The sequence below is a fragment of the Streptomyces sp. NBC_01515 genome (genome assembly GCF_045040345.1).
Taxonomy (GTDB): Bacteria; Actinomycetota; Actinomycetes; order Streptomycetales; family Streptomycetaceae; genus Streptomyces.
The window spans coordinates 4,028,836-4,053,802 of record NZ_CP109416.1 but is presented as its reverse complement, the minus strand read 5'-3'; the positions used below and the strand labels follow the sequence as shown (position 1 = coordinate 4,053,802).

The 24,967-nt window shown below is 71.3% G+C and carries 25 protein-coding genes; 3 read left to right on the top strand and 22 right to left on the bottom strand.

What is annotated here, in order from left to right:
* Positions 1-404 precede the first annotated feature (404 nt).
* On the bottom strand, positions 405-1,223 hold the full coding sequence (locus OG407_RS17905; protein ID WP_405859220.1) for a universal stress protein: 819 nt from the start codon (positions 1,221-1,223) through the stop codon (positions 405-407).
* 175 nt (positions 1,224-1,398) lie between these two features.
* Complete coding sequence (locus OG407_RS17900; protein ID WP_405859218.1) at positions 1,399-3,126, bottom strand: GAF domain-containing protein; 1,728 nt, start codon at positions 3,124-3,126, stop codon at positions 1,399-1,401.
* Positions 3,127-3,685: 559 nt separating this feature from the next.
* Here OG407_RS17900 and OG407_RS17895 point away from each other — a divergent pair.
* On the top strand, positions 3,686-4,171 hold the full coding sequence (locus OG407_RS17895) for a pyridoxamine 5'-phosphate oxidase family protein (RefSeq protein ID WP_405859216.1): 486 nt from the start codon (positions 3,686-3,688) through the stop codon (positions 4,169-4,171).
* A 39-nt stretch (positions 4,172-4,210) separates the two neighbouring features.
* Here the strand turns inward: OG407_RS17895 and OG407_RS17890 are convergent, their stop codons facing one another.
* The 8 genes from OG407_RS17890 to OG407_RS17855 all read right to left on the bottom strand — a co-directional run bounded on the left by OG407_RS17890 (position 4,211) and on the right by OG407_RS17855 (position 13,175).
* On the bottom strand, positions 4,211-4,975 hold the full coding sequence (locus OG407_RS17890; RefSeq protein ID WP_405859214.1) for a universal stress protein: 765 nt from the start codon (positions 4,973-4,975) through the stop codon (positions 4,211-4,213).
* A 169-nt stretch (positions 4,976-5,144) separates the two neighbouring features.
* Positions 5,145-5,825 carry a helix-turn-helix domain-containing protein gene (locus tag OG407_RS17885; protein ID WP_405859212.1) on the bottom strand — a complete coding sequence of 227 codons (681 nt, stop codon included), beginning with the start codon at positions 5,823-5,825 and terminating at the stop codon, positions 5,145-5,147.
* A 111-nt stretch (positions 5,826-5,936) separates the two neighbouring features.
* Positions 5,937-6,809 carry a slipin family protein gene (locus tag OG407_RS17880; RefSeq protein ID WP_405859210.1) on the bottom strand — a complete coding sequence of 291 codons (873 nt, stop codon included), beginning with the start codon at positions 6,807-6,809 and terminating at the stop codon, positions 5,937-5,939.
* 281 nt (positions 6,810-7,090) lie between these two features.
* Positions 7,091-9,472 (bottom strand): phosphoketolase, encoded by a 2,382-nt coding sequence (locus OG407_RS17875; protein WP_405859208.1) that lies wholly within the window; start codon positions 9,470-9,472, stop codon positions 7,091-7,093.
* Between the two features lie 41 nt (positions 9,473-9,513).
* The gene (locus OG407_RS17870; protein ID WP_405859206.1) at positions 9,514-10,386 is read right to left on the bottom strand and encodes a universal stress protein; all 873 of its coding nucleotides are present in this window, start codon (positions 10,384-10,386) and stop codon (positions 9,514-9,516) included.
* Between the two features lie 5 nt (positions 10,387-10,391).
* On the bottom strand, positions 10,392-11,414 hold the full coding sequence (locus OG407_RS17865; RefSeq protein WP_405859204.1) for a zinc-dependent alcohol dehydrogenase: 1,023 nt from the start codon (positions 11,412-11,414) through the stop codon (positions 10,392-10,394).
* A gap of 23 nt (positions 11,415-11,437) precedes the next feature.
* On the bottom strand, positions 11,438-12,343 hold the full coding sequence (locus tag OG407_RS17860; protein ID WP_405859202.1) for a universal stress protein: 906 nt from the start codon (positions 12,341-12,343) through the stop codon (positions 11,438-11,440).
* A 166-nt stretch (positions 12,344-12,509) separates the two neighbouring features.
* Positions 12,510-13,175, bottom strand: a complete 666-nt coding sequence (locus tag OG407_RS17855) for a hypothetical protein (protein WP_405859200.1) — start codon at positions 13,173-13,175, stop codon at positions 12,510-12,512.
* Between the two features lie 469 nt (positions 13,176-13,644).
* Here OG407_RS17855 and OG407_RS17850 point away from each other — a divergent pair, with 469 nt between their 5' ends.
* The gene (locus tag OG407_RS17850; RefSeq protein WP_405859198.1) at positions 13,645-14,346 is read left to right on the top strand and encodes a response regulator; all 702 of its coding nucleotides are present in this window, start codon (positions 13,645-13,647) and stop codon (positions 14,344-14,346) included.
* Between the two features lie 295 nt (positions 14,347-14,641).
* On the opposite strand, the gene OG407_RS17845 is transcribed toward OG407_RS17850, so the two are convergent.
* Both OG407_RS17845 and OG407_RS17840 read right to left on the bottom strand, forming a co-directional pair.
* Positions 14,642-14,776, bottom strand: a complete 135-nt coding sequence (locus OG407_RS17845; protein WP_405859196.1) for a hypothetical protein — start codon at positions 14,774-14,776, stop codon at positions 14,642-14,644.
* Positions 14,767-14,988, bottom strand: coding sequence for a LamG-like jellyroll fold domain-containing protein (locus tag OG407_RS17840; RefSeq protein ID WP_405859194.1), 222 nt, complete (start codon positions 14,986-14,988; stop codon positions 14,767-14,769). The genes OG407_RS17845 and OG407_RS17840 overlap by 10 nt, the downstream gene beginning before the upstream one ends.
* Positions 14,989-15,054: 66 nt before the next feature.
* Between OG407_RS17840 and OG407_RS17835 the strand changes: the two genes are divergently transcribed.
* The gene (locus OG407_RS17835) at positions 15,055-15,252 is read left to right on the top strand and encodes a hypothetical protein (RefSeq protein WP_405859192.1); all 198 of its coding nucleotides are present in this window, start codon (positions 15,055-15,057) and stop codon (positions 15,250-15,252) included.
* A 280-nt stretch (positions 15,253-15,532) separates the two neighbouring features.
* Here OG407_RS17835 and OG407_RS17830 read toward each other — a convergent pair whose 3' ends face one another.
* The 10 genes from OG407_RS17830 to OG407_RS17785 form a co-directional block, all read right to left on the bottom strand.
* Entirely contained in the window at positions 15,533-16,351 is an 819-nt protein-coding gene (locus OG407_RS17830; RefSeq protein WP_405859190.1) for an enoyl-CoA hydratase/isomerase family protein, read from the bottom strand.
* Entirely contained in the window at positions 16,348-17,595 is a 1,248-nt protein-coding gene (locus OG407_RS17825) for a cytochrome P450 (RefSeq protein ID WP_405859188.1), read from the bottom strand. The genes OG407_RS17830 and OG407_RS17825 overlap by 4 nt, the downstream gene beginning before the upstream one ends.
* Before the next feature lie 89 nt (positions 17,596-17,684).
* Complete coding sequence (locus OG407_RS17820) at positions 17,685-19,064, bottom strand: cytochrome P450 (protein WP_405859186.1); 1,380 nt, start codon at positions 19,062-19,064, stop codon at positions 17,685-17,687.
* 8 nt (positions 19,065-19,072) lie between these two features.
* Positions 19,073-19,633, bottom strand: coding sequence for an ATP/GTP-binding protein (locus tag OG407_RS17815; RefSeq protein WP_365300144.1), 561 nt, complete (start codon positions 19,631-19,633; stop codon positions 19,073-19,075).
* Positions 19,634-19,637: 4 nt separating this feature from the next.
* The gene (locus OG407_RS17810) at positions 19,638-20,024 is read right to left on the bottom strand and encodes a DUF742 domain-containing protein (RefSeq protein ID WP_318018371.1); all 387 of its coding nucleotides are present in this window, start codon (positions 20,022-20,024) and stop codon (positions 19,638-19,640) included.
* Positions 20,017-20,844, bottom strand: coding sequence for a roadblock/LC7 domain-containing protein (locus OG407_RS17805; RefSeq protein WP_403601507.1), 828 nt, complete (start codon positions 20,842-20,844; stop codon positions 20,017-20,019). The genes OG407_RS17810 and OG407_RS17805 overlap by 8 nt, the downstream gene beginning before the upstream one ends.
* 20 nt (positions 20,845-20,864) lie before the next feature.
* Complete coding sequence (locus OG407_RS17800; RefSeq protein ID WP_405859184.1) at positions 20,865-21,962, bottom strand: ATP-binding protein; 1,098 nt, start codon at positions 21,960-21,962, stop codon at positions 20,865-20,867.
* A gap of 360 nt (positions 21,963-22,322) precedes the next feature.
* Positions 22,323-23,351, bottom strand: coding sequence for an SDR family oxidoreductase (locus tag OG407_RS17795; RefSeq protein ID WP_405859183.1), 1,029 nt, complete (start codon positions 23,349-23,351; stop codon positions 22,323-22,325).
* Positions 23,352-23,407: 56 nt separating this feature from the next.
* Positions 23,408-24,667, bottom strand: coding sequence for a beta-ketoacyl-[acyl-carrier-protein] synthase family protein (locus OG407_RS17790; RefSeq protein ID WP_405859181.1), 1,260 nt, complete (start codon positions 24,665-24,667; stop codon positions 23,408-23,410).
* Positions 24,664-24,966 carry an acyl carrier protein gene (locus OG407_RS17785; protein WP_405859179.1) on the bottom strand — a complete coding sequence of 101 codons (303 nt, stop codon included), beginning with the start codon at positions 24,964-24,966 and terminating at the stop codon, positions 24,664-24,666. Before OG407_RS17785 ends, OG407_RS17790 begins: the two co-directional genes overlap by 4 nt.
* Position 24,967: the final 1 nt, after the last annotated feature.

Here is a 24,967-nt window from a genome sequence, read left to right as displayed (position 1 = left end):
AGGACAGGAACAGGAAACGTCTCATCAGGCGTTCGGATTCAGGGCTTTGGGTCAACGGAGTGAATCCGCTGCGCGTGAGTTCAACAGCGGTGCTGGCGTTGGTAGTTCGAACAGTTCTGACCTGCACGGACCTTGTGGTGCGTATGGCGGTGCACCTGCCGTGCGTGGCCTCCGCGACACGTTGAACTCCGGATTCGGGGCGCGGGGAAACGGCTCAGCCGTGTGACTCGTCCGTCGTCGCGAACACGGTGCTCCGACCGCCTTCGAGGGGCAGGCGCGATGCCCTTCGGTGCGGGTGCCGTGGTGAACGTTGGGTGGTCGAACCTGCCTCAGAGGCCGGGGCTCCTGGCGGACGGTCTCTGAGTTCCGTGGTCGGTCGGCGCGCGGCATCGGCGCCGCCCCGGTCACCCCTTGCTCAAGGGGATCACGGCGACAGGGCAGTCCGCGTGCCGCTGTGCCGCCCGGCCGACCGGGCTCAGCAGCGCGCCCGCGAGACGGCCGCGGCTACGTGAGCCGACCACGACGAGCTGTGCTCGGGTACTCGTCTCGATGAGCGCCCGGCGGAGTCCGCGGCGGACGCGGGCATGGTGTGTGACGACGTCCGGGTGCTTCTCCCGCTGCACGGACAGACTGTCGGCGAAGCCCTTGCGCGCCCGGCCGTTCCGGACGGTCGTGCTGTCCAGCACCAGCAGGTCCGCGCCACGGGCCGATGCCTCGGCGTAGGCGAATTCCACCGCGGCCGGGACCTCCTGTCCGTGGCCGCCCACCAGTACGACGGGACCGCTGGGGTCGGGCCTGCCTCGCACCACCAGCACCGGGGAACGTCCATGGGCTGCCAACTGCCCGGCGACCGAGTCGGGGCGCAGCGAACCGGTCCTGCCTGTCGGGTGGTTGCCGACCACGACGAGGCACGCGTCACGGGATCCGGACTCCAGCACCGCCACGGGGGATCCCATGAGGACTTCCTGCGTGACACGGACATCAGGCGCCGCACGGAGGGCCCATCGCCTGGCCTCGGCCATCGCGCCCTTCACCACACGGCATGCTCCGGCCCCGCCCTGGTCCCAGGGCGGAACACCGGGTGACACCTGGTCCGACGACCACGCGAAGGCGTGCGTCAACCGGAGTTCCACTCCGATCCGATCGGCCTCCTGCGCGGCGGTCTCCACCGCGGCCATGCCCGACTGCGAGCCATCGACTCCTACCACGACCGGGCCGCTCATGACGGATCTCCCTTTCCCTCGCGCGGTGTCAGAACCTGGGTGCGCCGCTCGGGCGGCGCGGATGGTGCTTTCCATGCCTCAGGTTCTCCCTCGGCGCGGTGGGCTCGACAGGGCCGGGTGGGTCCCTGGCGCACGCCGTCCGGCCCTGCTTCGGGCCCTGTCATCCGGCGATCCGCTACTCCGTCGGTACCGGCACCCACCACACCAGCGTGGTCCCGCCGTCGGACGGACTGCTCAACTCCAGCTCCCCGCCCAGCTGTTGGGCCCGCTCCGCCATGTTCCGCAGGCCACTGCGGCGGCCGTCGGCCGGGATCCCGACGCCGTTGTCCGTGACCGTCAGACGGACCTGGTGGGAGTCGGCCGTGAGGGAGACACCGGCACGGCCGGCGTGCGCGTGCCGGGCGATGTTGGTGAGGGCCTCGGAGAGTACGGCGATCAGGTGGTCGGCGATCTCCCGCGGCACCCGGGTCTCCACCAGCCCCTCCATCCGCACGCTGGGCGCGAAGCCCAGCACCGGTGCCGCCTCGCCCACGATCCGCACCACGCGCGCCCGCAGCCCGTCCCCGCCGGTGCCTTCGCGTGAACGGAGCCCGAAGATCGTAGACCTGATGATCTTGATCGTCTCGTCGAGGTCGTCCACCGCGCGCGCGACGCGCTCGGCGGCCTCGGGGTGTTCGATGAAGCGGCCCGCGCTCTGGAGGGTCATGCCGGTGGCGAACAGCCGTTGGATGGCGAGGTCGTGCAGGTCGCGGGCGATGCGGTCGCGGTCCTGGAGCACCGCGATCCGCTCGGCGTCCCGACGGCGTTCGGCCAGTTCCATCCCGATGGCGGCCTGGGCGGCGAAGGTCTGCAGGGTCTCGGTCTCCATCGCGGAGAAGGGCTGCCGCCCGGCGTCCCGCACCAGCAGGACCACGCCGCGCACCCCCGCCGCACCGGTGCCGATGGGCACGGCCACGGCGGGGCCGAGTCCCCCGAAGCGCGGCGGGTCCAGGGAGATGCGACCGTCATGGGCGACGTCCGCGCTGGTGACCGGGGCGGCGCCGGCGAAGGCCAGCCCCATCAGACTGCGGTCCATGGACAGGACGAGCCCCTGGTGTGCCTCGGCGTCCAGCCCGACGGCGATCTCCACGACGAGCGACGCGGTGTCCTCCATCGGCAGCGCGACCGCCGTCAGGGCGGAGCCCGTGATCTCGCCGGCCCGTTCGGCGATCAGGGCGAGGATCTCGGTGCGGGAATCGCCGGATATCAGGTTGTGGGTGATCTCCGCGTTCGCCCGCAGCCAGCGTTCCCGCAGCCGGGACTCCTCGTACAGGCGGGCGTTGTCGATCGCGACCCCGGCCGCCACGGCCAGGGTGGACAGGACCGACTCGTCCTCGTCGTCGAACTGCGCCCCGCCGCGCTTCTCGGTGAGGTAGAGGTTCCCGAAGACCTGGTCTCGAACCCGGATGGGAACGCCCAGGAAGCTGTTCATCGGCGGGTGGTTGGGCGGAAAACCGTACGAGGCGGGGTGCTCGGAGATCTTCGCGAGACGCAGCGGCTCGGGACGACGGATCAGCTCACCCAGGATGCCGTGGCCCTCCGGATACGGGCCGATCTCGGCGATCTGCTCCTCGGTGACCCCGACGGTGCGGAAGGCCGACAGGGCCTTGCCGTCCGGGGTGATCACGCCGAGCGCGGCGTACTCCGCGTCGACCAGGACCGCCGCCGCTTCGACGATGCTGTGCAGGGCCTGCTCCAGTTCCAGCTCCCTGCCGACGGAGAGCACCGCCTCCAGCAGGCTGTGCACCCGGTCGCGGGTGCCGCGGGCGGCGTCCAGCCGTGCCTGCAGCTCCTCCAGCAGTTCGTCCAGCTTCAGCTGCGGCAGCCGTATGCGGGCCGCCCGGGGTTCCTCGGGGCTTCCCACCTGTGCCTCCTCCGGTTGTGTGGCGGGTGGGCACCCACCGCTCCGGATGTGGCTCACGCTACCGGCACAGGGCGCGCGACGGTATGGATCGGAGCGGAGCCGGTGGTACCGGGTCCCGTGGCCGCTCCCGCCCGGCGCGGGGCGCGCTGGGGCCGTTCGGCCCTGCGGTGGGGACGGACAGCACCTGCCCGGGCCGACCGGCTTCGTCCGACGCTGGAACCATGTCGGGAACGAATCCGGGTCCCGGTGACTCGTCCGGAAGCGGGCCTGCGGCGCGGCACGGAGCCGACAGCACCGACCAACGACCGCAGGGAGCGCGGCACATGACCGCCAGGGATGCGAACGCCCAGGACACGACCGTCGGCGGCGGTGACCGGAGTGGTTCCTCCCCGGTCGGGTGGGGGCCGTCCGGGCCCTGATCTGGGCCCGTCCGGCCCTTGGAGCGGGCCGAGGCCCGGGAGACGCTGGAGGCGGGAGCGGCACCGATCCCCCGCGGTGTCGCTCCGCCCGTTCACCCAGCAGTTCGACAAGCGTGTACCTAACGGTATGGAAGCCCGCCATGGTCAAGGACGACAGCCAACCGATCCATCCGGCCCTCGTGGGTCCCCGTCCCCGTCCCCGTCGCCGTGTCGAGCTCGACAGTGCCGAGGCGCTGCGGCTGCTGGGCAGCGTGTCTCTGGGGAGGATCGTCTTCACCCGGCACGCGCTGCCGACCGTACGCCCGGTCAACCATGTGCTGGACCACGGGGACATCGTCATCCGCACCCATCAGGGTTCCGCCCTGACCTCGTACACCGGGCGGGCCGACGCCCCTGGTGCCGTCGTCGCCTACGAGGCCGACGTCGTCGACGCGGACTCGCGTCTCGGCTGGAGCGTGGTGGTGACGGGGTATGCCCGGCTCGTGACCGATCCCGCCGAACTGGCCCGCTGTCAGGCGATGTTGCGGCCGTGGGTGGAGACGGCCATGGATCAGATGATCCGGGTCCGGCCCGACCTGGTCACCGGTATCCGGCTCAGCGCCGACGGCCCGCCGGGCACGGTCTGAACTGTGCCCGGCCGCCGGGGGCGGGAGGACCGGCGCCGGTCACCCGGTGGGGACGACGACCACGGGGCAGTGCGAGTGGTGCAGGAGAGCGTCCGCGACCGGCCCCAGGTGACCGCCGTCCCGGCTGCCCGGCCGGTGCGATCCGATGACCACGACGGCGGCGTCCTTGGTGGCCTCCACCAGCGCGTGCGCCGGGGCGGTACGGATCGTCCGGCTCTCGGCCTCCGGGCTCGGGCGGCGCTCCCGTCCGGGGCTCGTCGCCGGTATCGGCGAGGGCAGTTCGACGGGCGGGTGCCGGTGTGTCCCGGAGTGCAGGACACGCAGGCGCGCGCCTCGCCGGTCGGCCTCGTCGAGGGCGTACAGGGCCGCCGTTGTGCCGGTGTCGGCCTCCAGACCGAGCAGCACGTCACAACGGTCGAGGTGCGGGCGTTCTCCGCGTACGACCAGCAGCGGACCGTGTGCCCGCGTGGCCAGCCGCGCGCTCACCGCGCCGCACACGAGACCGGTCAGTGTGCCGAGTCCCCGCGTGCCGATGACCGTGAGCACCGCGTCCGCGCTCTCGCGGGCCAGCGCCCGTACGACGCCGTCCTCCACGGCCCTGGTCTCCACCGGCAGGGCGGGGTGCCGTTCATGGACGCGCGAGGCGGCGAAGGCGAGGACCGGACCGGCTTCGTCGCGGTCGGACACGGCGAACACCACGCGCAGCGCGGTACCGCGCCGTGCCGCTTCCTCGGCGGCCTGGTCCAACGCCCGTACGGAGACCAGTGAGCCGTCCACTCCGACGACCACGTGGGGGAGAGTCATGGACCTGTTTCCCTTCTGCGGGCTCTGGGTGCGCCCAGGACGTGTGCCTGGGGCAGGAGCCGCGGGTCCCCCCGTCGGAACGCCGAACGGCCCCTTGGGACAGGGCCGTTCGGCTCGCGATGCGGTAAGTGCCGTCCGTCCGGGGTCTGTTCGGACGACGACGGCTTCGTCACACGGTGATCCGGCGTCCCGTGACCGCCTGCATGTCGACCCGCATCCACAGTTCGCGCTCGCCTCCCGCCCACGGCCCGCTGTGGGCACCGTCCGCCAGCCGGCGTGCCTCGTCGGGGTCCGTCACCGCTCGCCCACGCCCCCGCACGAGCACACTCCAGCCCCGGCTGAACGCGTCGTCGATGCGGTCGACCTCGAAGGCCACCTGCTGGCCGGCGGCCAGTGAGGGCGTCGTACCGGAGGCTGTGCGGAAGACGATCGCGCCGTCGACGACGCTGTAGTTGACCGGCACGACGAGGGGCCCCGAGTCGGTCGACACCGCGATTCTTCCTACGCCGTGCGTGCCGAGGAGGGACCTGCACTCGTCCGTGCTCAGCTCCGTGAACTCGGGGCTGCCGGCGGCCTGTTCGAGACCGGGCGGCAGATCGGCGGTCCCGCCCGTGAGTTCCGACACCGTGGTCTCCAGGGCGGCGGCCAGGCTGAGAAGCGTGCCCCTGCCCGGCGTGGCACCGGGATGCTCCTCAAGGTACTTCAGATAGCTGGGCGCCATACCGGCCCGGGTGGCTGTCTCCGGCCGGGTCAGGCCCGACTGCGCACGCCGGGTGGCGAGGCGTCGTCCCAGGTCACCCAAGGGATGTTCCGTCGGCGTAGCGGAGTCGATCCGTGTCTGTTCGGGCATGGCCGTCACGTCCTTTCGTCGGACCGCGCGCGGGCACGCGGACCGTGATGCGGTGACCCCGGCCGTCGGACCTGCGCCGTGGGCACCGCGGCTTTCGCGCCGACAGGGCACTCACACGGGCCGGGGCGCTCCGTTGGGCGTCGGCACGCGAGCGGGCTCGGGCGGGTCCAGGGCCGGGGCGGGCAGGGGAGCCGTCGATGGTGTGACGGTGGCCGCGGTCGCCTCGCGGGCGAGGAAGGCGCCGAGTTCTCCGATGGTGCTCATCAGCGGTGCGGGGAAGACGACCGTGGTGTTCTTGTCCACACCGATCTCGACCAGGCTCTGCAGGTTGCGCAGTTGCAGGGCGAGCGGGTGGGCCATCATCGTGTCGGAGGCGTCGCCCAGGGCGGCGGCGGCCAGGGACTCGCCCTCGGCGCTGATGATCTTGGCGCGCTTCTCCCGCTCGGCCTCGGCCTGCCTGGCCATCGCCCGTTTCATGGACTCGGGCAGCTGGATGTCCTTGAGCTCGACCAGGGTGACCTCCACGCCCCACTCGACGGTGGTGACGTCCAGGATCTGACGGATGTCCAGGTTGATGCGGTCGGTCTCGGACAGGGTTTCGTCCAGGGTGTGCCGGCCGACGACCTTCCGCAGGGTGGTCTGGGCGATCTGGTCGATCGCGGAGTTCACGTTCTCGATCGCGATGACCGACTTGACCGCGTCGACCACGCGGAAGTAGGCCACGGCGGAGACGTCGACGCTGACGTTGTCGCGCGTGATGATGCCCTGGGACTGGATCGGCATGGTCACGATGCGCAGCGAGACACGGTGCAGGACGTCGACGAAGGGGACGATGAACCGCAGCCCGGGTGCGCGCGGGCCGACCAGCCGGCCGAACCGGAACAGGACGCCCTTCTCGTACTGCCGGACGACACGGATCGCCGTCGCCAGCCCGATCAGTGTCAGGACGACGAGTACCACCAGGACAGTGATCAAGGTGGTCATGTTTTCGCTCCCTCGGAGGATGGACCGTGGCGACGGATCACCAGGTCCGGCGAGGCGTCGCCGCAGTGGGGCACCGGGAGGCGCGAGTCCTTTTGTGTTGGTCTCACCACGAGCCTGCTCCGCCCGGGCCCGCGGGCAGTAGGGCCGACAGGCCCTGTGTTCACCGCGAGCGGCCCTTGTACTCGCCCGTCACCGTGGTGCCCCATGGAACGGGGTCGTCCCTTTCCCGCCGCCGATCACAGCGGCGTCGTACGGGGACACGCGCGGTCGGTGCGGGGGCTTCAGCCGGTCCAGGTCCAGTCGGCGACCTCGGGCAGGTCGGTGCCGTGTTCGCGGATCCAGGCGTGGTGGCGGGTGCGGGCGTCGGCCATGGTCTGGCGTACGGCGGCGGCGCGGACACCGAGTCCCGGGACGCGGTCGATGACGTCCATGACCAGGCGGTAGCGGTCCATGTCGTTGCGCACGACCATGTCGAAGGGGGTCGTGGTCGTCCCCATCTCCTTGTAGCCGCGCACGTGCAGGTTGGCGTGGCCCGTGCGGCGGTAGGCGAGCCGGTGGATGAGCCACGGGTAGCCGTGGTAGGCGAAGATCACCGGCTTGTCCTGGGTGAACAGGCCGTCGTACTCGAAGTCGCCCATGCCGTGCGGGTGTTCGTCGCGGGGCATGAGCCTCGTCATGTCCACCACATTCACGAGGCGGACGGCGAGATCGGGCAGGTGACGGCGCAGCAGCTGGGCGGCGGCCAGCACCTCCAGGGTGGGTACGTCACCGGCGCAGGCGAGGACGACGTCCGGTTCGCCGCCGTTCTCGGTGCCGGCCCACTCCCAGATCCCGGCGCCGCGCGCGCAGTGGGCGCGGGCCTGATCGATGGAGAGCCAGTCGAAGCAGGGCTGCTTGCCGGCGACGACCACGTTGACGTAGTCGCGGCTGCGCAGGACGTGATCCGCCACCGAGAGAAGGGTGTTGGCGTCCGGCGGGAGGTAGACCCGGACGACCTCGGGGCTCTTGTTGAGGACGTGGTCGACGAAGCCTGGGTCCTGGTGCGAGAAGCCGTTGTGGTCCTGGCGCCAGACGTGCGACGTCAGAAGGTAGTTGAGGGAGGCGATGGGTGCCCGCCACGCCAACTCCCTCGATGTCTTCAGCCACTTGATGTGCTGGTTGACCATCGAGTCGACGATGTGCACGAACGCCTCGTAGCAGGAGAACAGTCCGTGCCGGCCGGTGAGGAGGTAGCCCTCCAGCCAGCCCTGGCAGGTGTGTTCGGAGAGGATCTCCATCACGCGGCCGTGCCGGTCCAAGTGCTCGTCGACCGGCAGGAGTTGGGCCTGCCAGGCCTTGCCGCTGGCGTTGAAGACGGCCTGGAGGCGGTTGGAGGCGGTCTCGTCCGGGCCTACGAGGCGGAAGTCGCGGCTCGCCGCGGTGTCGTGCATGACCTGTTCGAGGAGGTCGCCGAGAACGCGGGTCGGCTCGTGCAGGGTCGTGCTCGGCTTGTCGACCGGCACCGCGAACCGGTCCAGGGGCGGGATCGGCAGATCGTGCAGGAGGAGCCCGCCGTTGGCGTACGGGCTGGAACCGAGGCGCTTGGTGCCTTCGGGCACGCAGGCGAGGACATCCGCGACCGGCCGGCCGTCGGCGCCGAACAGCTTCTCCGGGTGGTAGGAGCGCAGCCACGCCTCCAACTGCCGTAGGTGCTCCGGGTTTTCGCGTACCTCGGACAGCGGGACCTGGTGTGCGCGCCAGGTGCCCTCGACGGGGACGCCGTCGACCTCGGCGGGTCCTGTCCAGCCCTTCGGGGTGCGCAGCACGATCATGGGCCAGTGCACGCGCTCGGTGACGCCGTCTTCGCGGGCGGACAGGTGCATCGCCTCGATGCGGTCCAGCGCGTCGTCGAACGCGGCGGCCATGGCCTGGTGCACCTGGAGCGGGTCGTCGCCGGTCACGTGGATCGGCTCGTGCCCGTATCCCCTCAGCAGTTCGTCGAGTTCGGACTCGGGGAGGCGGGACAGCACGGTCGGGTTGGCGATCTTGTAGCCGTTGAGGTGCAGGATCGGCAGGACGGCGCCGTCGTGGACCGGGTCGAGGAACTTGTTGGAGTGCCAGGCGGCGGCGAGCGGCCCCGTCTCCGCTTCTCCGTCGCCGATCACACAGGCGACGAGCAGGCCCGGGTTGTCGAAGGCGGCACCGTAGGCGTGCGCCAGCGAATACCCCAGCTCGCCTCCCTCATGGATGGACCCCGGGGTCTCCGGCGCCACGTGGCTCGGCACGCCGCCCGGGAAGGAGAACTGCCGGAACAGCCTGTCCATCCCCGCCGCGTCGCGCGACACGTTCGGATACGTCTCGCTGTAGCTGCCCTCCAGCCAGGAGTTGGCGAGCACGGCGGGCCCGCCGTGCCCCGGCCCCCACACGCACAGCGCGTCCAGGCCGCGCGCCTTGATCACCCGGTTGAGGTGGGTGTACACGAGGTTGAGGCCGGGCGAGGTACCCCAGTGGCCGAGCAGCCGGGGCTTGATGTGCTCGGCCCTGAGGGGCTCGGTGAGCAGCGAGTTCGCCAGGAGGTAGATCTGGCCCACGGCAAGGTAGTTGGCGGCCCGCCAGTGGGCGTCCAGGGCGCGCAGTTCGTCGTCGGAAAGTACGGTGCCGTGCTGGTCTTCGACCATGGTCATGGTGACTCCGTAAGTCGTCGGGTGATGGCGTCGGTCCGCGGTCACATCCGCTCGGGCACGATCACGACCGGGCAGGCGGAGTGGTGCAGGACCCCGTGGGCCACCCGGCCCAGCTGGAGGCCGTAGTGGCCGGGGCGGCGCTTGGCTCCGACGACCAGGAGGTCGGCGTCCCGCGAGGCGTCCACGAGCACGGTCCGGGTGTGGCCCTCGGCTGTACGGCGGTGCGATGCGACGTCGGCGGGAGCGTCCTGGAGCGCGGCTTCCAGGGCTTCGACCGCCCGCCGCTCGTGCAGCCGGGCGGGTTCGCCGGCCATCAGCGGATGGTCGGTGCTCTCGTGCGCCGGCCACCGCCAGGCCCGTACGGCTTCCAGGGGTACCCCCCGCCGCCGCGCCTCCTCGAAGGCGAAGCGCACCGCCGCCGAGCCGGCCGGCTTCTCTCCGACACCCACGACGACACGGCCGTGCGCTCCGGTCGGGGCCTGGTCATCGTGGTGGCCGCGTACGACGACCATCGGGCACTGCGCGTGCCCGGCCACGATCAGGCTCACGGAACCCAGCAGCGCCTCGGCGAGGCCGCTGCGGCCACGGGTGCCCGTCACCAGCAGCGAGGCGCTCCGGCTCTCCCGCACCAGCGCGTACTCGGGTTCCTCGGGCAGTACACCGGTGGAGACCTTCACGTCGGGCCGACGGTGGCGCGCGCGCCGGGCGGCGGCCGCGACGATGTCCTCGGCCCGCACCTGCTCGGACGGCTTGTTCAGGTCTGTGGCGAGCGAGGTGCCCTCGTACCGCTCCCACAGCGACGCGTACACCAGCCGTAGCGGTGCCCCGCGCAGTACGGCCTCGTCGGCGGCCCAGTCGACGGCGCGCAGGCTCGGCTCGGAGCCGTCGACGCCGACGACGACCGGCAGGTCCATCGCCCTCACCGCCCCGTGCCGAGGTCGAAGACGATCCGGGCCTTGATCTCCCCGCGCAGCACCTCGTCGATGGACTCGTTGACGGAGGCCAGCGGGCGGGTCTCGCGGATGACCTTCGTACGGCCGGCCGCGTGCAGCTGGAAGACCTCGTCGAGGTCCTGCCGGGTGCCGACGATCGAGCCGATCACCGAGGTGCCGTTCAGCACGGTGTCGAAGATCGGCACCTGGATGCTGCCGTGCGCGGGCAGGGCGACCATGACGAGCTTCCCGCCGCGCCGCAGGCCCGAGTTGACGGCGGCGAACGCGGACTCGTTCACGGCCAGGGCGATCGCGGCGTGTGCGCCGCCGTGCCGCTTGAGAACCTCTCCTACGTCGTCCTTGCGGGCGTCGATGACGAGGTCGGCGCCGAGTTCGGCGGCCAGTTCGAGCTTCTCGTCGGTGACGTCGATCGCGGCGACGGTGGCCCCGGTGATCTTCGCGTACTGCACCGCCAGGTGACCGAGCCCGCCGATCCCGGAGATCGCGACGAGCTGCGCGGGCCGGACACCGGCGACCTTGAGCGCCTTGTACGTGGTCACCCCGGCGCAGGCCAGCGGGGCGGCGTCCACGGCACTCACGCCGTCGGGCACCGGCCGGGCGAAGTCGGCCCAGGCCAGCATCTTCTCGGCGTACCCGCCGTCGCAGCCGTAGCCGGTGTTGATCTGCTGCTCGCACAACGTCTCCCAGCCGGACAGGCAGTGCTCGCACCGCCCGCAGGCCCAGCCGAGCCACGGCACGGCCACCCGCTGCCCGACGGACAGGTGGGTGACGCCGTCGCCGAGCTTCTCGACCAGGCCGACGCCCTCATGGCCGGGGACGAAGGGCGGGTTCGGCCTGACCGGCCAGTCGCCGCGGGCGGCGTGGATGTCGGTGTGGCACAGCCCGGACGCCTCGACGCGCACGCGGACCTGGCCGGGGCCGGGCTCGGGGTCGGGACGGTCCTCGATGATCAGGGGTTCGCCGAAGGCTCGTACGACCGCTGCCTTCATGGTTGCTGCTCCTCAGGTGTGGGTCAGTCGTGCGGGACGACGGCGACGGGGGCGGTGGAGTGGTGCAGGACGGTGTGGGTGACGGAGCCGATGTGGGCGCCGAGCGGGCCGCGCCGGACGCGGCGGCCGACGACGACCAGCGAGGCCTCGCGGGATGCGCCGACGAGGTGGATGCCGGAGCTGCCGTAGGGGCACTCCTCGGTGACCTCGGTCTCCGGGAACTTCTCGCGCCACGGGCGCAGGACCTCGGTGAGGCCGGTGGACTCGCGCAGTGCCAGGGCCTCCTGCACTTCGAGGTCCACGGGCAGGCCGTAGGCGTAGTAATCGGGCGGGTTCCAGCCGTGCACGACGCGCAGGGAGGTGCCGCGGCGGACGGCCGCGGTGAACGCGAAGCCGATCAGGTCGTCGTCGGGGCTCTCGATGTCGAGGCCGAGGACGACGGGCCGGAACGGGGTTGCCGCGGACGGGATGCCGGCCGGATCCATCGCGTGTTCGTCGGCGGCCTGTTCCCCGGCGCGGACGAACACCACCGGCCGGTCGGCATGCGCCACGACCGACAGCCCGACCGAGCCGACCATGAACCCGCCGATCCCGCCCAGACCGCGGGAGCCGAGAACGAGCAGCTCCGCGTCCTTCGCCGCGCTCACCAGTACGTCGGCGGGCCGGCCGGACAGTTGTTCGCCGGTCACGTCGAGGCCGGGGTGGCGCAGCCGGATGCCGTCGGCCGTCTCGCGGGGAATCCTCTCGGACCGGTGCTGCTGCGTCTCGGCGCCGAGCAGCGGTGCCTGCGCCATGGGCGCCGGTACGGGCTCCCGGACCTGGACCAGCTTCAGCGGCAGGCCGAGCAACTGTGCCTCGCGGGCGGCCCACCCGGCCGCCGCCCGGCTCTCGGCGGAGCCGTCGAGGCCGACGGTGACGGTGCGGGTCATGATGTCCACCTTCTGGATCGGGGGTCCTGGATCGGGGGTCCTGATGCGAGCCTGGTCCTCGGACGAGGCGCCCGACAGGGGCCGCAGGTCCCTGCGAGGGGCCGACCGGCCCTGGCCGGTGTTCGGTCCGGCGGGCCCACCGACGAGCCCGCCGTCCCTCCCGCGATCACCGCAGCCAGTGGCTACGGCGGACCAGCGGGAGCTTCGCCCAGAGCCTGCCGAGGCCGAGGGTGTCGCCGGCGGAGACAGCGGCCAGGGCGATCAGGGCGACGGCGTAGATGAGGTGGTAGTCCACGAACGGGTTCGACGACATGCTCGGCGAGCCGTCCGAGAGGTGCTGGGCCGGCGGCCACTCGGCCACCCACATGAACGCCATCATCAAGGTGCCCGCGACGGCCGCGAAGCGCAGTGCGACGCCGGCGACGAGCGCGGCCCCGACCCCGAGCAGACCGAGCATGAACAGCCAGTCGACCGAGGTGGCACCGGCCCAGGAGTGGAACGTGGATGCCATGGGGCCGGCGGCGACGGAGCTCAGGAAGCCCTTGGTGGGCGAGCCTCCGTCGATCCAGCCCTTGCCGGAAGGGGTGGCGTAGCCGAGGCCGAAGGTCTTGTCGAGGAAGGCCCACAGGAAGACGAACCCGGTGAGCAGGCGCAGGGACGCGAAGGCGTAGGCCCGGGCGGCTTGGGTGCGGCTGTGTGCCGACACGGCGGACTCGGACTCGGTCTCGGTCTCGGTCTCGGATGCGGATGCGGAGGCAGGGGCTGTGCTGTTGCCGCGGGAGGACGGCAGGCGGAAACCCGGGCTGCGGTGCGCGGGCTCGTGAACGGCCATGGTGGTGATCCCCTCGGGGAGAAGCGGGAGTGTCCGGTCTGTGTCTGACGCTCCTCACTCTGGTCTCGTGAGGCGCCGGCCGCCGGATGCCGAAAGGTCCGTGACCCCAGGGCTGAACGGCCCTTTCCGCAGGGCCTGTTGGGGAGCACGGCCGGCGCTTCGCAGCCGCAGAGGGGCCGTCGGCCGTACGAGGGTGGCCGGGCTCCCGCAGGTCCGGTCCGTCACCGGCACGTCCCTCGAAGTCCACGGGCGCGCCCCCGCGGTCCCGCCGCGTACGAAACCGCACTCGCAGCCCGACCACCACACCAGGGTGTCCCCCAAAGCCAAAGCGGAACAGGCTCAGGCCGGTGCGGACGTGTTTCGAAGCCGACTGGGGCCGGTCGGCCCTAGTGCATCCGGGCCCGGCGAGCAATGATCGTCCTCACGGGCAACCCGCAGGCCGTCCGCCACCGGGGAACGAGGGGTCGTCATGGCCGAGGCACGCACCTTCACGGAGCAGGACCCGATCCGTGTCTTCCTGCTGGACGACCACGAGGTCGTACGACGCGGCGTCACCGACCTCCTCGACGCCGAACCGGACATCTCGGTGGTCGGCGACGCGGACACCGTCGAGCACGCGCTCGTCCGCTGTATGGCGCTGCGCCCGGACGTCGCCGTGCTCGACGTACGTCTTCCGGACGGCGACGGCATCACGGTCTGCCGGGAACTGCGCAGCCAGATGCCGGAGCTGGTCTGCCTGATGCTGACGTCGTTCGACGAGGAGGACGCCCTGCTCGACGCGATCATGGCAGGGGCCTCGGGCTATGTCCTCAAGCAGATCAGAGGCTCCGACCTGGTCTCGGCGGTGCGGACGGTCGCCTCGGGCCAGTCGATGCTGGACCCCGCGACCACGGCCCGCCTGATGCGCTCGCTGCGTGCCGATCCCACCGAAACTCCCACCGTCTCACCCGAGTTGGCGAGTCTTTCCCCCCGTGAGCGGGACATCCTCGCCCTGATCGGGGACGGACTGACCAATCGCGAGATCGGCAAGAGGCTCTACCTCTCCGAGAAGACCGTCAAGAACCACATCTCCCGGCTGCTGGCCAAACTCGGTGTCCAGCGCCGTGTCCAGGCCGCGGTCCTGGCCTCCCAGCTGGAGCAGCCGCACGCCGGCGACCGCCCCACGAGGTGAACTCCGGCCGGGCCGACCGGAGTTCGAACAACTCGTGGCGTCGGCGGACGCCCGCCCTTCCTACGTATAGATGGTGATCCGCCTCGGGTACGGCCCTGAGGGACCGACTTCACCCCGTGTCCAACACCTTGCGGCAACGTCTGTTCTGGGTGGCGGAGTGTCAACTTGGCCTGAACGGACTGGACCGCAGCTCGGGCAGAAGGCCCCTGCCTTGCGGCGGAGGCCTTCGACCTCTGGGAACACCGGGCTTACCAAGCCGTGATGAACCGGCAGGGGCCCGTGGGGGTGGTGCGGGTCAGTGCAGGGCGCCGATCTCGGTCGCCGACAGCGTCCGCGGGTAGACGTGGACGTCGGCGACGGAGCCGGGGAACGCCAGGTACGGGGTGGTGGCCGAGGCGCTGTTGACGCAGCCGCCGATGGTCAGGGGCATGGAGAGTCGTACTGCGGGGTGAGGTTGGTGGCGGTCCCCATCAGGGTGCCGTTCTGGTAGATGGACATCACGCCGCTGCTGTCGTCGCCGTCCACGGGCGCGGTGTAGGTGACCAGGAGGTGGGTCCAGGTGCCCACGGCGCCGGTGTTGGTGTCCCCTTCCGCGGTGGGGAAGTCGGCGCTGTCGTCGTTGGTGGTCGTCGTCTGGAACATCCAGCCCTTGTTGCCCCGGTCGACAGCCCCCCGGGTGACCGGACCTCCCCGGCCCGAGTGGTCCGGATGCACCGTCCGCCGTACGGAGAGTTCACCGAGCTGCCCTCCGGCTGGAGCGCGCTCGTCGAACTTGAGGGCGCGGACCTGTCCTGGGTGCGGCCCGGAACGAAGTGCCGGGTGGTTCCCGCGGCGACCGGCACGGAGCCGGACAGGCCGGCTGAGCACCGCCTCGGCGGCAGCCGACCGGACACCGCGCCGGGGTGACAGGCCCGAGACTTACGCCCGACTGCGGTGTCGGGCGACTGAGGCCGGCTGCGGGCCCGGTCGCGCGGATGCCCGGCCCGTCGCCGATGGAGAGAGCGACGGGCCGGGCATCTGGCACAGCGGTTCCGCAGGAGGTCGTGGACCGGTTTCGGAATGCCGGGACGAGCGGCTTCGTGCGCTGTCTCCTGTCGCGCCACGCTGCGCGACGTCCGCGTCCCGGCCGAGTGCGTGCCGTCCTCCTCAAGGCGGCACAGAGGTCCGAGGCCCCCTGCGGTACCGGTCAGCCGGGTTGGGCGAGCTGGGCGGCGAGAAGGTGGGCGTCGAGCAGGGCGGTGTCGGTCGTGCGGGCGGCTTTCGCGTAGCCGGTGAGCATGCGTTTGGTCAGGACGAGCGCCTGGGGGGAGCGCCGGGCGAGGGGCCTGGTCCAGGCGGTGACGGTGTCGTCCAGCTGGTCGAGGGGCGCGAACTTGTGGAGGAGCCCGAGGCGGTGGGCCGTAGGGGCGTCGAACTCGTCGCAGGTGAGCATGAGTTCGCGGATGCGGGCGGCACCGGCCTCCGTGATCAGGCGGCCCATGGCGCCGCCCCAGGCGGGTGCGAGCCCGAGGCCGATCTCCGGCATACGGAAGCGGCAGGTGTCCGCCCCCGCGCGCAGATCGCAGTACGCGGCCAGCGCCAGGCCGGCTCCGACGACCCTGCCGTGGAGTCGGGCGATGGTGACGGCATGGGTGTTCTCCAGTGCCTGGCACAGGCGTTGGGCCTTGTCCGCTGCGCGCCGCAGCGTGGCGCCGGTCGGATCGGTGGCCAGGGCTTCCTGGTACTCCCGGCGGTCCGCTCCCAGACAGAAGTCCTCGCCCAGGGAGGAGAGCACCAGGATGCGGATGTCGGGCTGGTCGTGGAGGCCGTCGAGGACGGCGAGGAGTGCGTCCAGGACGGCCGAGCTCAGGACGTCGTCGTCCTGGGCGGACGGATTGAGCCGCACATGGAGGACGGACCCGGTCCGGGTGAGGCCCACGGCCGCGGGGGGAGGCGCGGGCTCCGCGGGGTCCACGGGCTCCCGGACGGGGGCCCGTGCGGAGCTGGGCGATATTGGCGGGTTCATGTCAGTGAAACGTCCAGGTTCAGGAGTCGCCTGAACGCCACCCGGGGTGCCAGCGCGGGGCGGCGGACCAGGGCGAGTCCCGGCAGGCGGGCGATCATGCGGCGGAGCAGGGTCTGCGCCTCCAGCCGGGCCAGCGGTGCGCCCAGGCAGTAGTGGATGCCCCCGCTGAAGGCCAGGTGGGTCGCCTTGCGCCGGGGGGAGAAGGAGTCCGGGTCGGTGAACCGGGCGGGGTCGCGCTGGGCGGCACCCACCATGAGGTGGGCCATTTCTCCGGCCTTGACCTCGGCGCCCTCCAGGAGACAGTCCTCGGAGGCGATCCGGCTGATGACGTGGGTGGGAGGGTCGTAGCGAAGGGTCTCCTCCACGAACGCGGGCACCAGGTCCGGGTGTTCGGCGAGCAGACTCCAGCGGTCGGGGTCCTCGACCAGGTGGAGCGTCATGGTGGACAGCAGGGTCGCGGTCGTCTCCAGCGCGGCCAGCAGGACGAACAGGGCGAGGAAGTAGACGGCTTCGTCGGCCTTGTCCTGGTCCGGTTCGAGCTCGTCCCAGGTGCGTATCCACCGCGAGACGGGATCCTCACCGGGATGTCGGCGCCGGTCCCGCACCAACTCCAGGAAATAGGCCCGCAGTTCCACCATGGCGGCGTCGGAACGGGCCAACTGGCTGGCGTTCGGGAGCAGCTCCTGGGTGAAGACCTGGTCGTGGGTCAGTTCCCGCAGCCGGGGCCAGTCCGCGCTGGGCAGCCCGAGCCAGTCGCCGATGGTGGCGACCGGGAGTTCCTCGCCCACCAGTGCCGCGAAGTCGGCCTCCCCCGCGTGCAGGCGCTCGTGCAGGGTGTCGAGGAGCCCGTCGACGACGTGGCCCACCCGGCGGCCGATCCGCTCGATGGTGGTGCGGTCGAAGCTGCCCGCCGACCGGCGCACCCGGGTGTGCTCCGGAGGGTTGAGCGCGGGCATGGTCCGGCTGATCTCACGTGAGGAGGGGGCGCTCCAGCGGGTGCGCGCGCCTTGCTGCGCCCGCCAGTTGGTGTCCGGTTCGAGCCAGAGGCCGTTGCGCAGTACCTGGTCGCAGATGCCGTAGCCGGTCACGAGGTGACCGCCCCAGGGCGCGGGGCTGACCGAGCCGCGCGCCCTGAGTTCCGCGTAGATGGGGAAGGGATCGGCCTGTCCGTCAGCCGTCCGGAGACGGGAGAACAGGGAGATGGTGGCCCGACGGTCCGATGTCGGAGTCGTGACGCTTCCCACGATGGTGGCTCCTCTCTGCCAGCCGCCATCCGTACCCGTGGGGTGTTTGAATCATCCAATAACACAGTGCTTTCGTAGGGTTACTTACATCACTCGCCATTCACCCAGGCGCGGAAGCGGCTGAACATCCCGCCCTTGGGGCGCGGAGCGGCGTGGGACGGCCGGCTGAACGCGTTCGGCTGCGGTACGGCGGCGGGCGACGGGGCGAGCTGAGCGGGAGACGGCCGCCCCGCCGGCCGGGCCTTGGCCGCGGACGGCACGGTGCGGGGGGTGTACCGGATGGGCACGGTCACCAGCTGGCGGCTCCACGGCGCCGGTACCCAGGAGAGTTCCTTGAAGGGGACGCGCATCTCGACGTCGGGCAGCCGGTTGAGCAGCGACTCGACGGCCGTGGCCGCGATCATGAACGCCGGGTCCTTGGCCGGGCATGCGTGCGGGCCGGCGCCGAAGGCCAGATGGGCCTTGGAGCTGAGCTGTTCGCGGTGTGCGGTCAGCTTGGGGTCGGTGTTGGCGGCCGCGAAAGATATCAGCACCGGGTCGCCCGTCCGGAGCGTCCGGTCGCCCAACTCGACGTCCTGCGTGGGGTAGTGGGCCGCGTAGTTGGAGATCGGCGCGTAGTTCCACAGCGTCTTCACCACCGCGTCCTCGATCGGCAGGCCGCTCGGCCAGTCGTCGCTGAGGTACAGCGCGGCGCTGGTCCCGATCGAGGCCGTCAGGGGCGCGGTGCCGCCGGAGAGCAGGGTCACCAGCTGGTGCAGCACCTCCTCGTCGGTGAGCCGGGAGGAGTGCACCATCAGCTGGGTGGTGAGGTCCTCGCCGGGCTGCCGCCGCTTGAGCGCGATCAGTTCGGCGAGCGCGCCGCCCAGGGTCTCGTCGGCACCCGGGGTGCCCTGGAAGATCCCGGTGATCCCGGCGATCACGCGGTCGCCGAGCTCGGGCGGGCAGCCGAACAGCTCACCGAAGACCAGCAGGGGCAGCGGCTGGGCGTAGGCGGACATCAACTCCGCCTGGCCGAGGGCCTCGGAGCCGAACTGGCTGATCAGGTAGTCGGCCGACTGCTGCGTCAGCCGGACGATCCGGCCCTGGTCGACGGTCGCGAGACTGTCCGTGACCGCCTGCCGCAGCCGGGCGTGCGCCGCGCCGTCGCTGAACAGCGCGTTGGGCCGGTACCCCATCATGGGCAGCGCCGGACTGTCCGCGGGCACCTCCCCCGCGTTCAGGGCGTTCCAGCGGCGCGAGTCCCGCACGAACAGGGTCGGGTTCTGCAGGATGTACAGACTGGCGTCGTAACTGGTCACCAGCTCGACCTCGACGTCCGGCGCGATGTCGACCGGGGCGCTGGGCCCCAGGGACCGCAGCCGGCCGTACATGCTCTCGGGGTCGGAGCCGAAGTCGGACCCGTACAGCGGGACGTTGCCGTGCGCGGGGCAACCGGCCGGTGCCCCGGACGGGTCGAAGGACTGTTGCATGCTGGCTCCTAGCCGAGTGAGGACAAGAGGTGCTTCACGAGCGTGATGAGTGCCTGCATCGAGGAGTCCTGGTCACGGACGTCGCAGTGGATGACCGGGGTCTCCTCGGAGATGTTGAGGGCCTCGCACACTTCGTCGAGCGGGAACTCGTGCTTCCCCTCGAACGTGTTGACGCCGATGACGTAGGGCAGGCCGAACGCCTCGACCAGGTCGAGGACGGGGAACGTCTCCTCCAGCCGCTCGGGGTCCGCCAGGACCAGCGCCCCCAGCGCTCCCCGGGACAGCCCCTCCCACATCTGCTTGAAGCGTTCCTGCCCGGGCGTTCCGAAGATGTAGAGGACCAGGTCCTCGCCGAGGGTGAGACGCCCGAAGTCCATCGCCACGGTCGTGGTCGTCTTGTCCGGGGTCTCGGAGAGGTCGTCGAGACCCTCGCTGGCTTCGGTGATCTCCTCCTCGGTCTGCAGCGGTTCTATCTCGGAGACACTTCCGATGTACGTGGTCTTCCCGACCGCGAAGTGGCCCACGACCAGGATCTTCACGGAGCGGGAGACGTCGGGATCCAGATACACGGGACTACGCTCCGGTTCGAATTCGCATCAGGCCGTCGAGCACGGCGGTCAGCAGGACGGGGTCGTGGCGTTCGGCGTGGGGCACCGGATTGCGCACATGGATCAGGCCGTCCTCGGCCATCTGCGCCAACAGGATGCGGACGATGCCCAGGGGCAGCCGGGTGTGGGCGGCGACCTCGGCGACCGAGAGGAAGCCGTCCGCGATCAGGTCCATGACCGTGCGGGCCTCGGGGGCCAGCGTGCGCGCCGCCGCCACGGCACCCTCCTGGGCCGTGATGATCGTGGTGTGCTCGTACTCGCTCTCCCGTGGCAGCGCGCGACCCTGCGCGATGACGAAGAGGGGGACTAATGGGGCCGTCAGTTCCAGCTCGCCGTCCAGTTCGTCACTCATCGCCCGTCCTTCCTCCCCGGGCGGCCGACCCGGCGGTCAGCGCCGGCATCGTGTCGCCCAGCCGTACGGTGAACTCCTCTATGTCACAGCCGTGTTCGGCCGCCGCCGCGAGGAACGCTCCCTCGCCGGCCGCGATCAGGAACACCCAGCCGTGCTCGAACTCGATGACCGTCTGCATCCACTCGTCGTCCTGCTGCCCGCCCGCGAACGGCGCGGTCGCCCGGCTGTACGCGTGGATGCCCGTCATGGCCGCCGAGATCGTGTCCGCGAGGTTCCGGCCGATCCCCGCGCTCGCCCCGCGCGGCAGACCGTCCGCGCCGAGCAGCAGGGCGTGCAGGGCGCCCGGCACCGACGCCACCGCCTTGTCCAGTTCCGAGAGAAGGAAGACGCCCCCGCCCCCTCCGTCCCGCAGGGCCGCGGAGGTGTCCCCGGGCTGGGGCAGGTCACCGGCGGTCACCCGCGGCGGGGCCGTGAGGTTGTTGCCCAGCCGGGAGACCAGCCGGTTCATCCGGAACGAGAGCTGCTCCATGTCGACGTCGGGCTCCGCGGCGGCGGCCAGGTAGGCACCCTGCCCGGCCCCGATCAGGAAGACCCAGCCGTGCTGGAACTCGATGACCGTCTGGATCCACTGCCGGTCCCGGGCCAGTCCGGCGAAGTGGGCGGTGGCCCGGCTGAGCGACTGCATCCCCGCCATGGCGGCGGAGATGGTCCGTACGTCCTGGCCGGTCAGATCGTCGGTGGAGCCGCGTGGGATGCCGTCCGCGGACAACACCACGGCGTGCCGTGCCCTCGGCACGTTGTCCACGATGTCCTGGACCATCCAGGACAGGTCTCCTGTACTCATGCGTTTTCGGACCCTCCGGGCGTCGGGGTGTCGAAGGAGGCCGTGTCACGCGCGGACTGCGTACCGCGCTGCAGGGCGGCCAGGCTGCCGGAGCCACGCCGGGCGCTTCGGCGGGGCGACTGCTCCCCACCGGTGCCGACACCGGTGGGCGACATACGGGCACCGCGCTTGGGCAGGCCGCCCGCCGTACGCGCCGACCTGCCGTTCTCCATGGGCCGGATGCTGCTCACGGGCGCCTCGGTGGCCGGCGGCAGGGCTTCCTCCATGGTCCACAGCTCCTCGGGCAGGAGTACGACGGCCCGGACGCCGCCGTAGCGGGAGACGCCGGTGACATCCACCGTGAAGCCGTGCTGACGGGCGATCAGACCGATGACGGGGAAACCGAACTTCGGCTGGGTGCCCAGCTGGGACAGCCGGGGCAGACCCTCTCCGGACAGCTGGGCGCTCGCCCGCTGCCGGTCCTCGTCGCCCATGCCGACACCGGCGTCGTCGATGACGATGCACAGGTTCTTCTGGGCCTGCCGGAACGTGACCTCGATCGGTGCGTCCGCCTGGGAGAAACTGGCGGCGTTGTCGAGGAGTTCGGCGACGGCCAGGGCGACCGGCGCGACCGCGGAGGCCTTCAGCGCGATGCCGCTGGGCTGCATGATCTCGACCCGCTGGAAGTTGCGGATCTGGCTCTGGGCGCTGCGGACGACGTCGTAGACGCTGGCCGGCTGGTTGCGGCGGCCCAGCGGCGCACCGCACATGACGGCGATGCCCTGTGCCTTGCGGGCCATCTGGGCGTTCGCGTGGGTGATGTCCATCAGGTCGGAGAGGACCGCGTGGCCGCCGTACTCGCGCTGGACCCCGTCCAGGAGCGTGGTCTGCTCGGCCGCGAGGCTCTGCAGGAACCGGGCGGCGCCCTTGAGGACCGCCTTGGTGTTCTCCTCGGCGGCCTGCCCGGCCTCGCGGATGACATCGTCCTGCTCGTCCCGCATCTTCACCAACGAGGCCTGAACGCGGTCGAGTTCACCCTGGGCGTACCGCAGCCGCGCTTCGAGCGCGGCCTCGGATTCCTTCTTCCTCCTCCCCAGGGCTCTGCTGCGGAGCACGAGTGCGACGACTGCGGCTATGGCTATCACCGCTATCGCAACCAGGCACCAAAGAAGCACGTCTTGAGTCATGGAAACCTTTCCCGGCGCGTGGCATGCAGGCGTCGTCGAGTACGCCTTGCAGGGATCCGCAACCCGTCCAGGGGACTGCATGACTGATCTACGCGAGGAGATGAGCGCGTTCGGGCTCGGGGCCTGAACAAAAGTGGATCAAGGTCGCAGACGGCGGAATGCTATCACCGTCAACGGTGGCATCAGAGGTCACTCCATCGGGTTAACACGGAGTCAACATGCGCGCTCCGTAAGGGGTGTTGACCGTGTCGACATGCCGATGTCTCCTGCGCCGTGTGAAGAGGCCCCTCACGTGGCGAGCAGCGTCCACGGATTCGGCCGGGCCAGCGCCAGCCGCGGCTTGCGCGCCGCCCAGTAGCGTACCGCGGTTTCCATGACCGCCCCCGGATCGTGGACCGTTCGCGTGGGTTCGAAGGGGGACGACATGCTGGTGTAGCTCTGGAACATGGCCAGCAGCTGGACCGCGTGATGCTGGAACGGCGACAGGTACTGGTTCGCGAGCGGCAGGAAGAACCGGTTCCAGGTGGCGGGCGGGACGAACGGCGGCTGCTCGATGCCGGCGACGCCGTGCCGCGCGCGGAACTCGTTGAGGGTCCGGCAGGCGATGCCGATCATCGCGGACAGGCGCAGACTCCCGCCGCCGCCCGCGACCACCTCGACGCGCGGCGCGGCCGGGGGCGCGGCGAGCACCGCCGAGGCGACGGCCTCCGCCACCTCGTCGACCGGGCTGATCTCCGCGTAGCCGTCCGGGTCGCCGACGACGACCGCGGCGAGGCCGGAGACCAGCGCGTGGATGATCGTGTAGGGCCCGGAGAAACGGGCGATCCGCCCGTCGTCGCGCCGGCCCACGATCAGCGGCGGCCGCACGATCGTCAGCGGCCCGTCGTGCTCCTCGCGCACCAGGGACTCGCAGGCCGCCTTCGACCACTCGTAGCCGTTGCGGTATCCGTCGAACTCCGGTCCCCGCAGGTCCTCCTGGGCCCGCGTCCCGCCCACGTACGCCGTCGAGACGTGGACGACGTGGGTGTCCCGGCCGGCGAGGGAGAGCACCGCCCGCAGCGGGTCCACGTTGGCCGCCAGCGCCTCCGCCCGGCTCATCGTCCAGCGCGTGGAGGCGGCGGTGTGCACGATCACGTCCCAGTGCCCCGACAGCTCCGGCGGCGGCGGCTCGCTCCCGATGTTCCAGGTCGTCACCTCCGCGTCCGGCGCCCGCCTGGCCACCCGGGTGAGTACCCCGGGACCGGAGGGGTCCGCGCGCAGCCGGTCGACGACTTCGGTGCCCACCACACCGGTGGCGCCGGTGACAAGGGTTCGCATGGTGTTGGCCGTTCCGTGAGTTGGGTGGGGAGTACGGAGCTTTCAGCGGGCGTCGGTCACGCCGGTGGCGTCAGGACCAGGCACGCGTTCTGGCCGCCGAAACCGAAGGAGTTGGAGAGCACGGGCCCGCGCGCGATCGTGCGGCGCCTGCCGATCACCACGTCCACCAGGTCGGCCTCGGGGCTGCCGAGCGTGTTGGCGATCGGCGGGACCACACCCCGGTCGGCGCAGAGCAGACCCAGCAGCGCCTCCAACGCGCCCGATCCGCCGATGAGATGACCGCTCACGCCCTTGACGGCGGTCAGCGGCGGCGACTGTCCCGCGAAGCACCGGTGGACCGCGGTCGCCTCCGAGCGGTCGTTGAGCACCGTCGACGTGCCGTGCGCGCTGATGTGCCCGATGTCGGCCGGTGCGAGCCCCGCGTCCGCGACGGCCAGCCGCATGCACTCGGCCGCCGTGGCCGCCTCGGGATCAGGCGCGGCGATGTGGAAGGCGTCGCAGTTGGCCGCGTAGCCCGCGATCTCGCCGTAGATCCTGGCTCCCCTCGCGAGGGCCAAGTCCCGTCGCTCCAGGACGAGTACGGCGGCGCCCTCGCCCATGACGAAGCCGTCGCGGTCGGTGTCGAAGGGGCGGCTGGCCCGGTCCGGTTCGTCGCAACGCCGGGACAGGGCCCGCATCTTGGCGAAGGCGCCCACGATGGTGGTCGTGACGGGCGCGTCCACACCGCCCGCCACCGCGGCGTCCAACTCGCCGTACCGGATACGGCGGGCCGCCTCGCCGATCGCGGTGGTGCCGCTCGCGCAGGCGGTGGCGTAGGTGGCGCAGTTGCCGCGGAAGCCGTAGCGCATCGCCACCCGGCAGGCCGCCGAGTTCGCCATCGTCCTGGGGACCGTGTGCACCGGCATCGCCATCGGGTCCGCGCCGTAGTCGAACGTCGTGCCCTCCATCGTCCCCAGGCCGCCCATCCCCGTGCCCACCTGGACGCCCACCCGCGCGGACGGGAGGTCGGCGAGCGCCAACTCGCCCGCGTCCGAGACCGCGTCCACGGTGGCACAGAGCAACAGCTCCGCAGCCCGGTCGAGTTGACGCCGCTCCCGCCGCGTGACGTAGGGCTCGATGTCGAACTCCGGTACCAGGCACGCCATTTCCACGGCGACCTCGGGCTCCGCCTCCACCAGATGCTTGGCTACGGCGGCGGTCGACTCGGCGGCGAGCAGCCGCGCGTACGCCGACTCGACGTCGTTGCCCGCGGGCGACCTGACCCCGAGTCCGGTGACGACGACCCGGGTCCGCGCGGAAGAGGAGACGCCGTTCATACGGGCCTCGCCATGCGCCGCTCCAGCAGGTCGACGGCGTCACCGACGGTCCTGGCCTCCAGGAGGTCGGAGACCTGGATCTTGACCCGCAGGACGTTCTCCAGCCGGGCGCCCACATCCATCAACTCCAGGCTGTCGATGCCGAAGTCGTTGCCGAGGTCGGTCGTCTCGTCGATGTCGTCCACCTCGGTGCCGAGGACGTCCGACACGGCCGTCCTGACGGTGAGGGACAGCTCCGCCCGGCCGAGCGCCGGTGTGTCCTGGCCCTGGTCCTTGTCTTTCAGATCCATGCGGTCCATG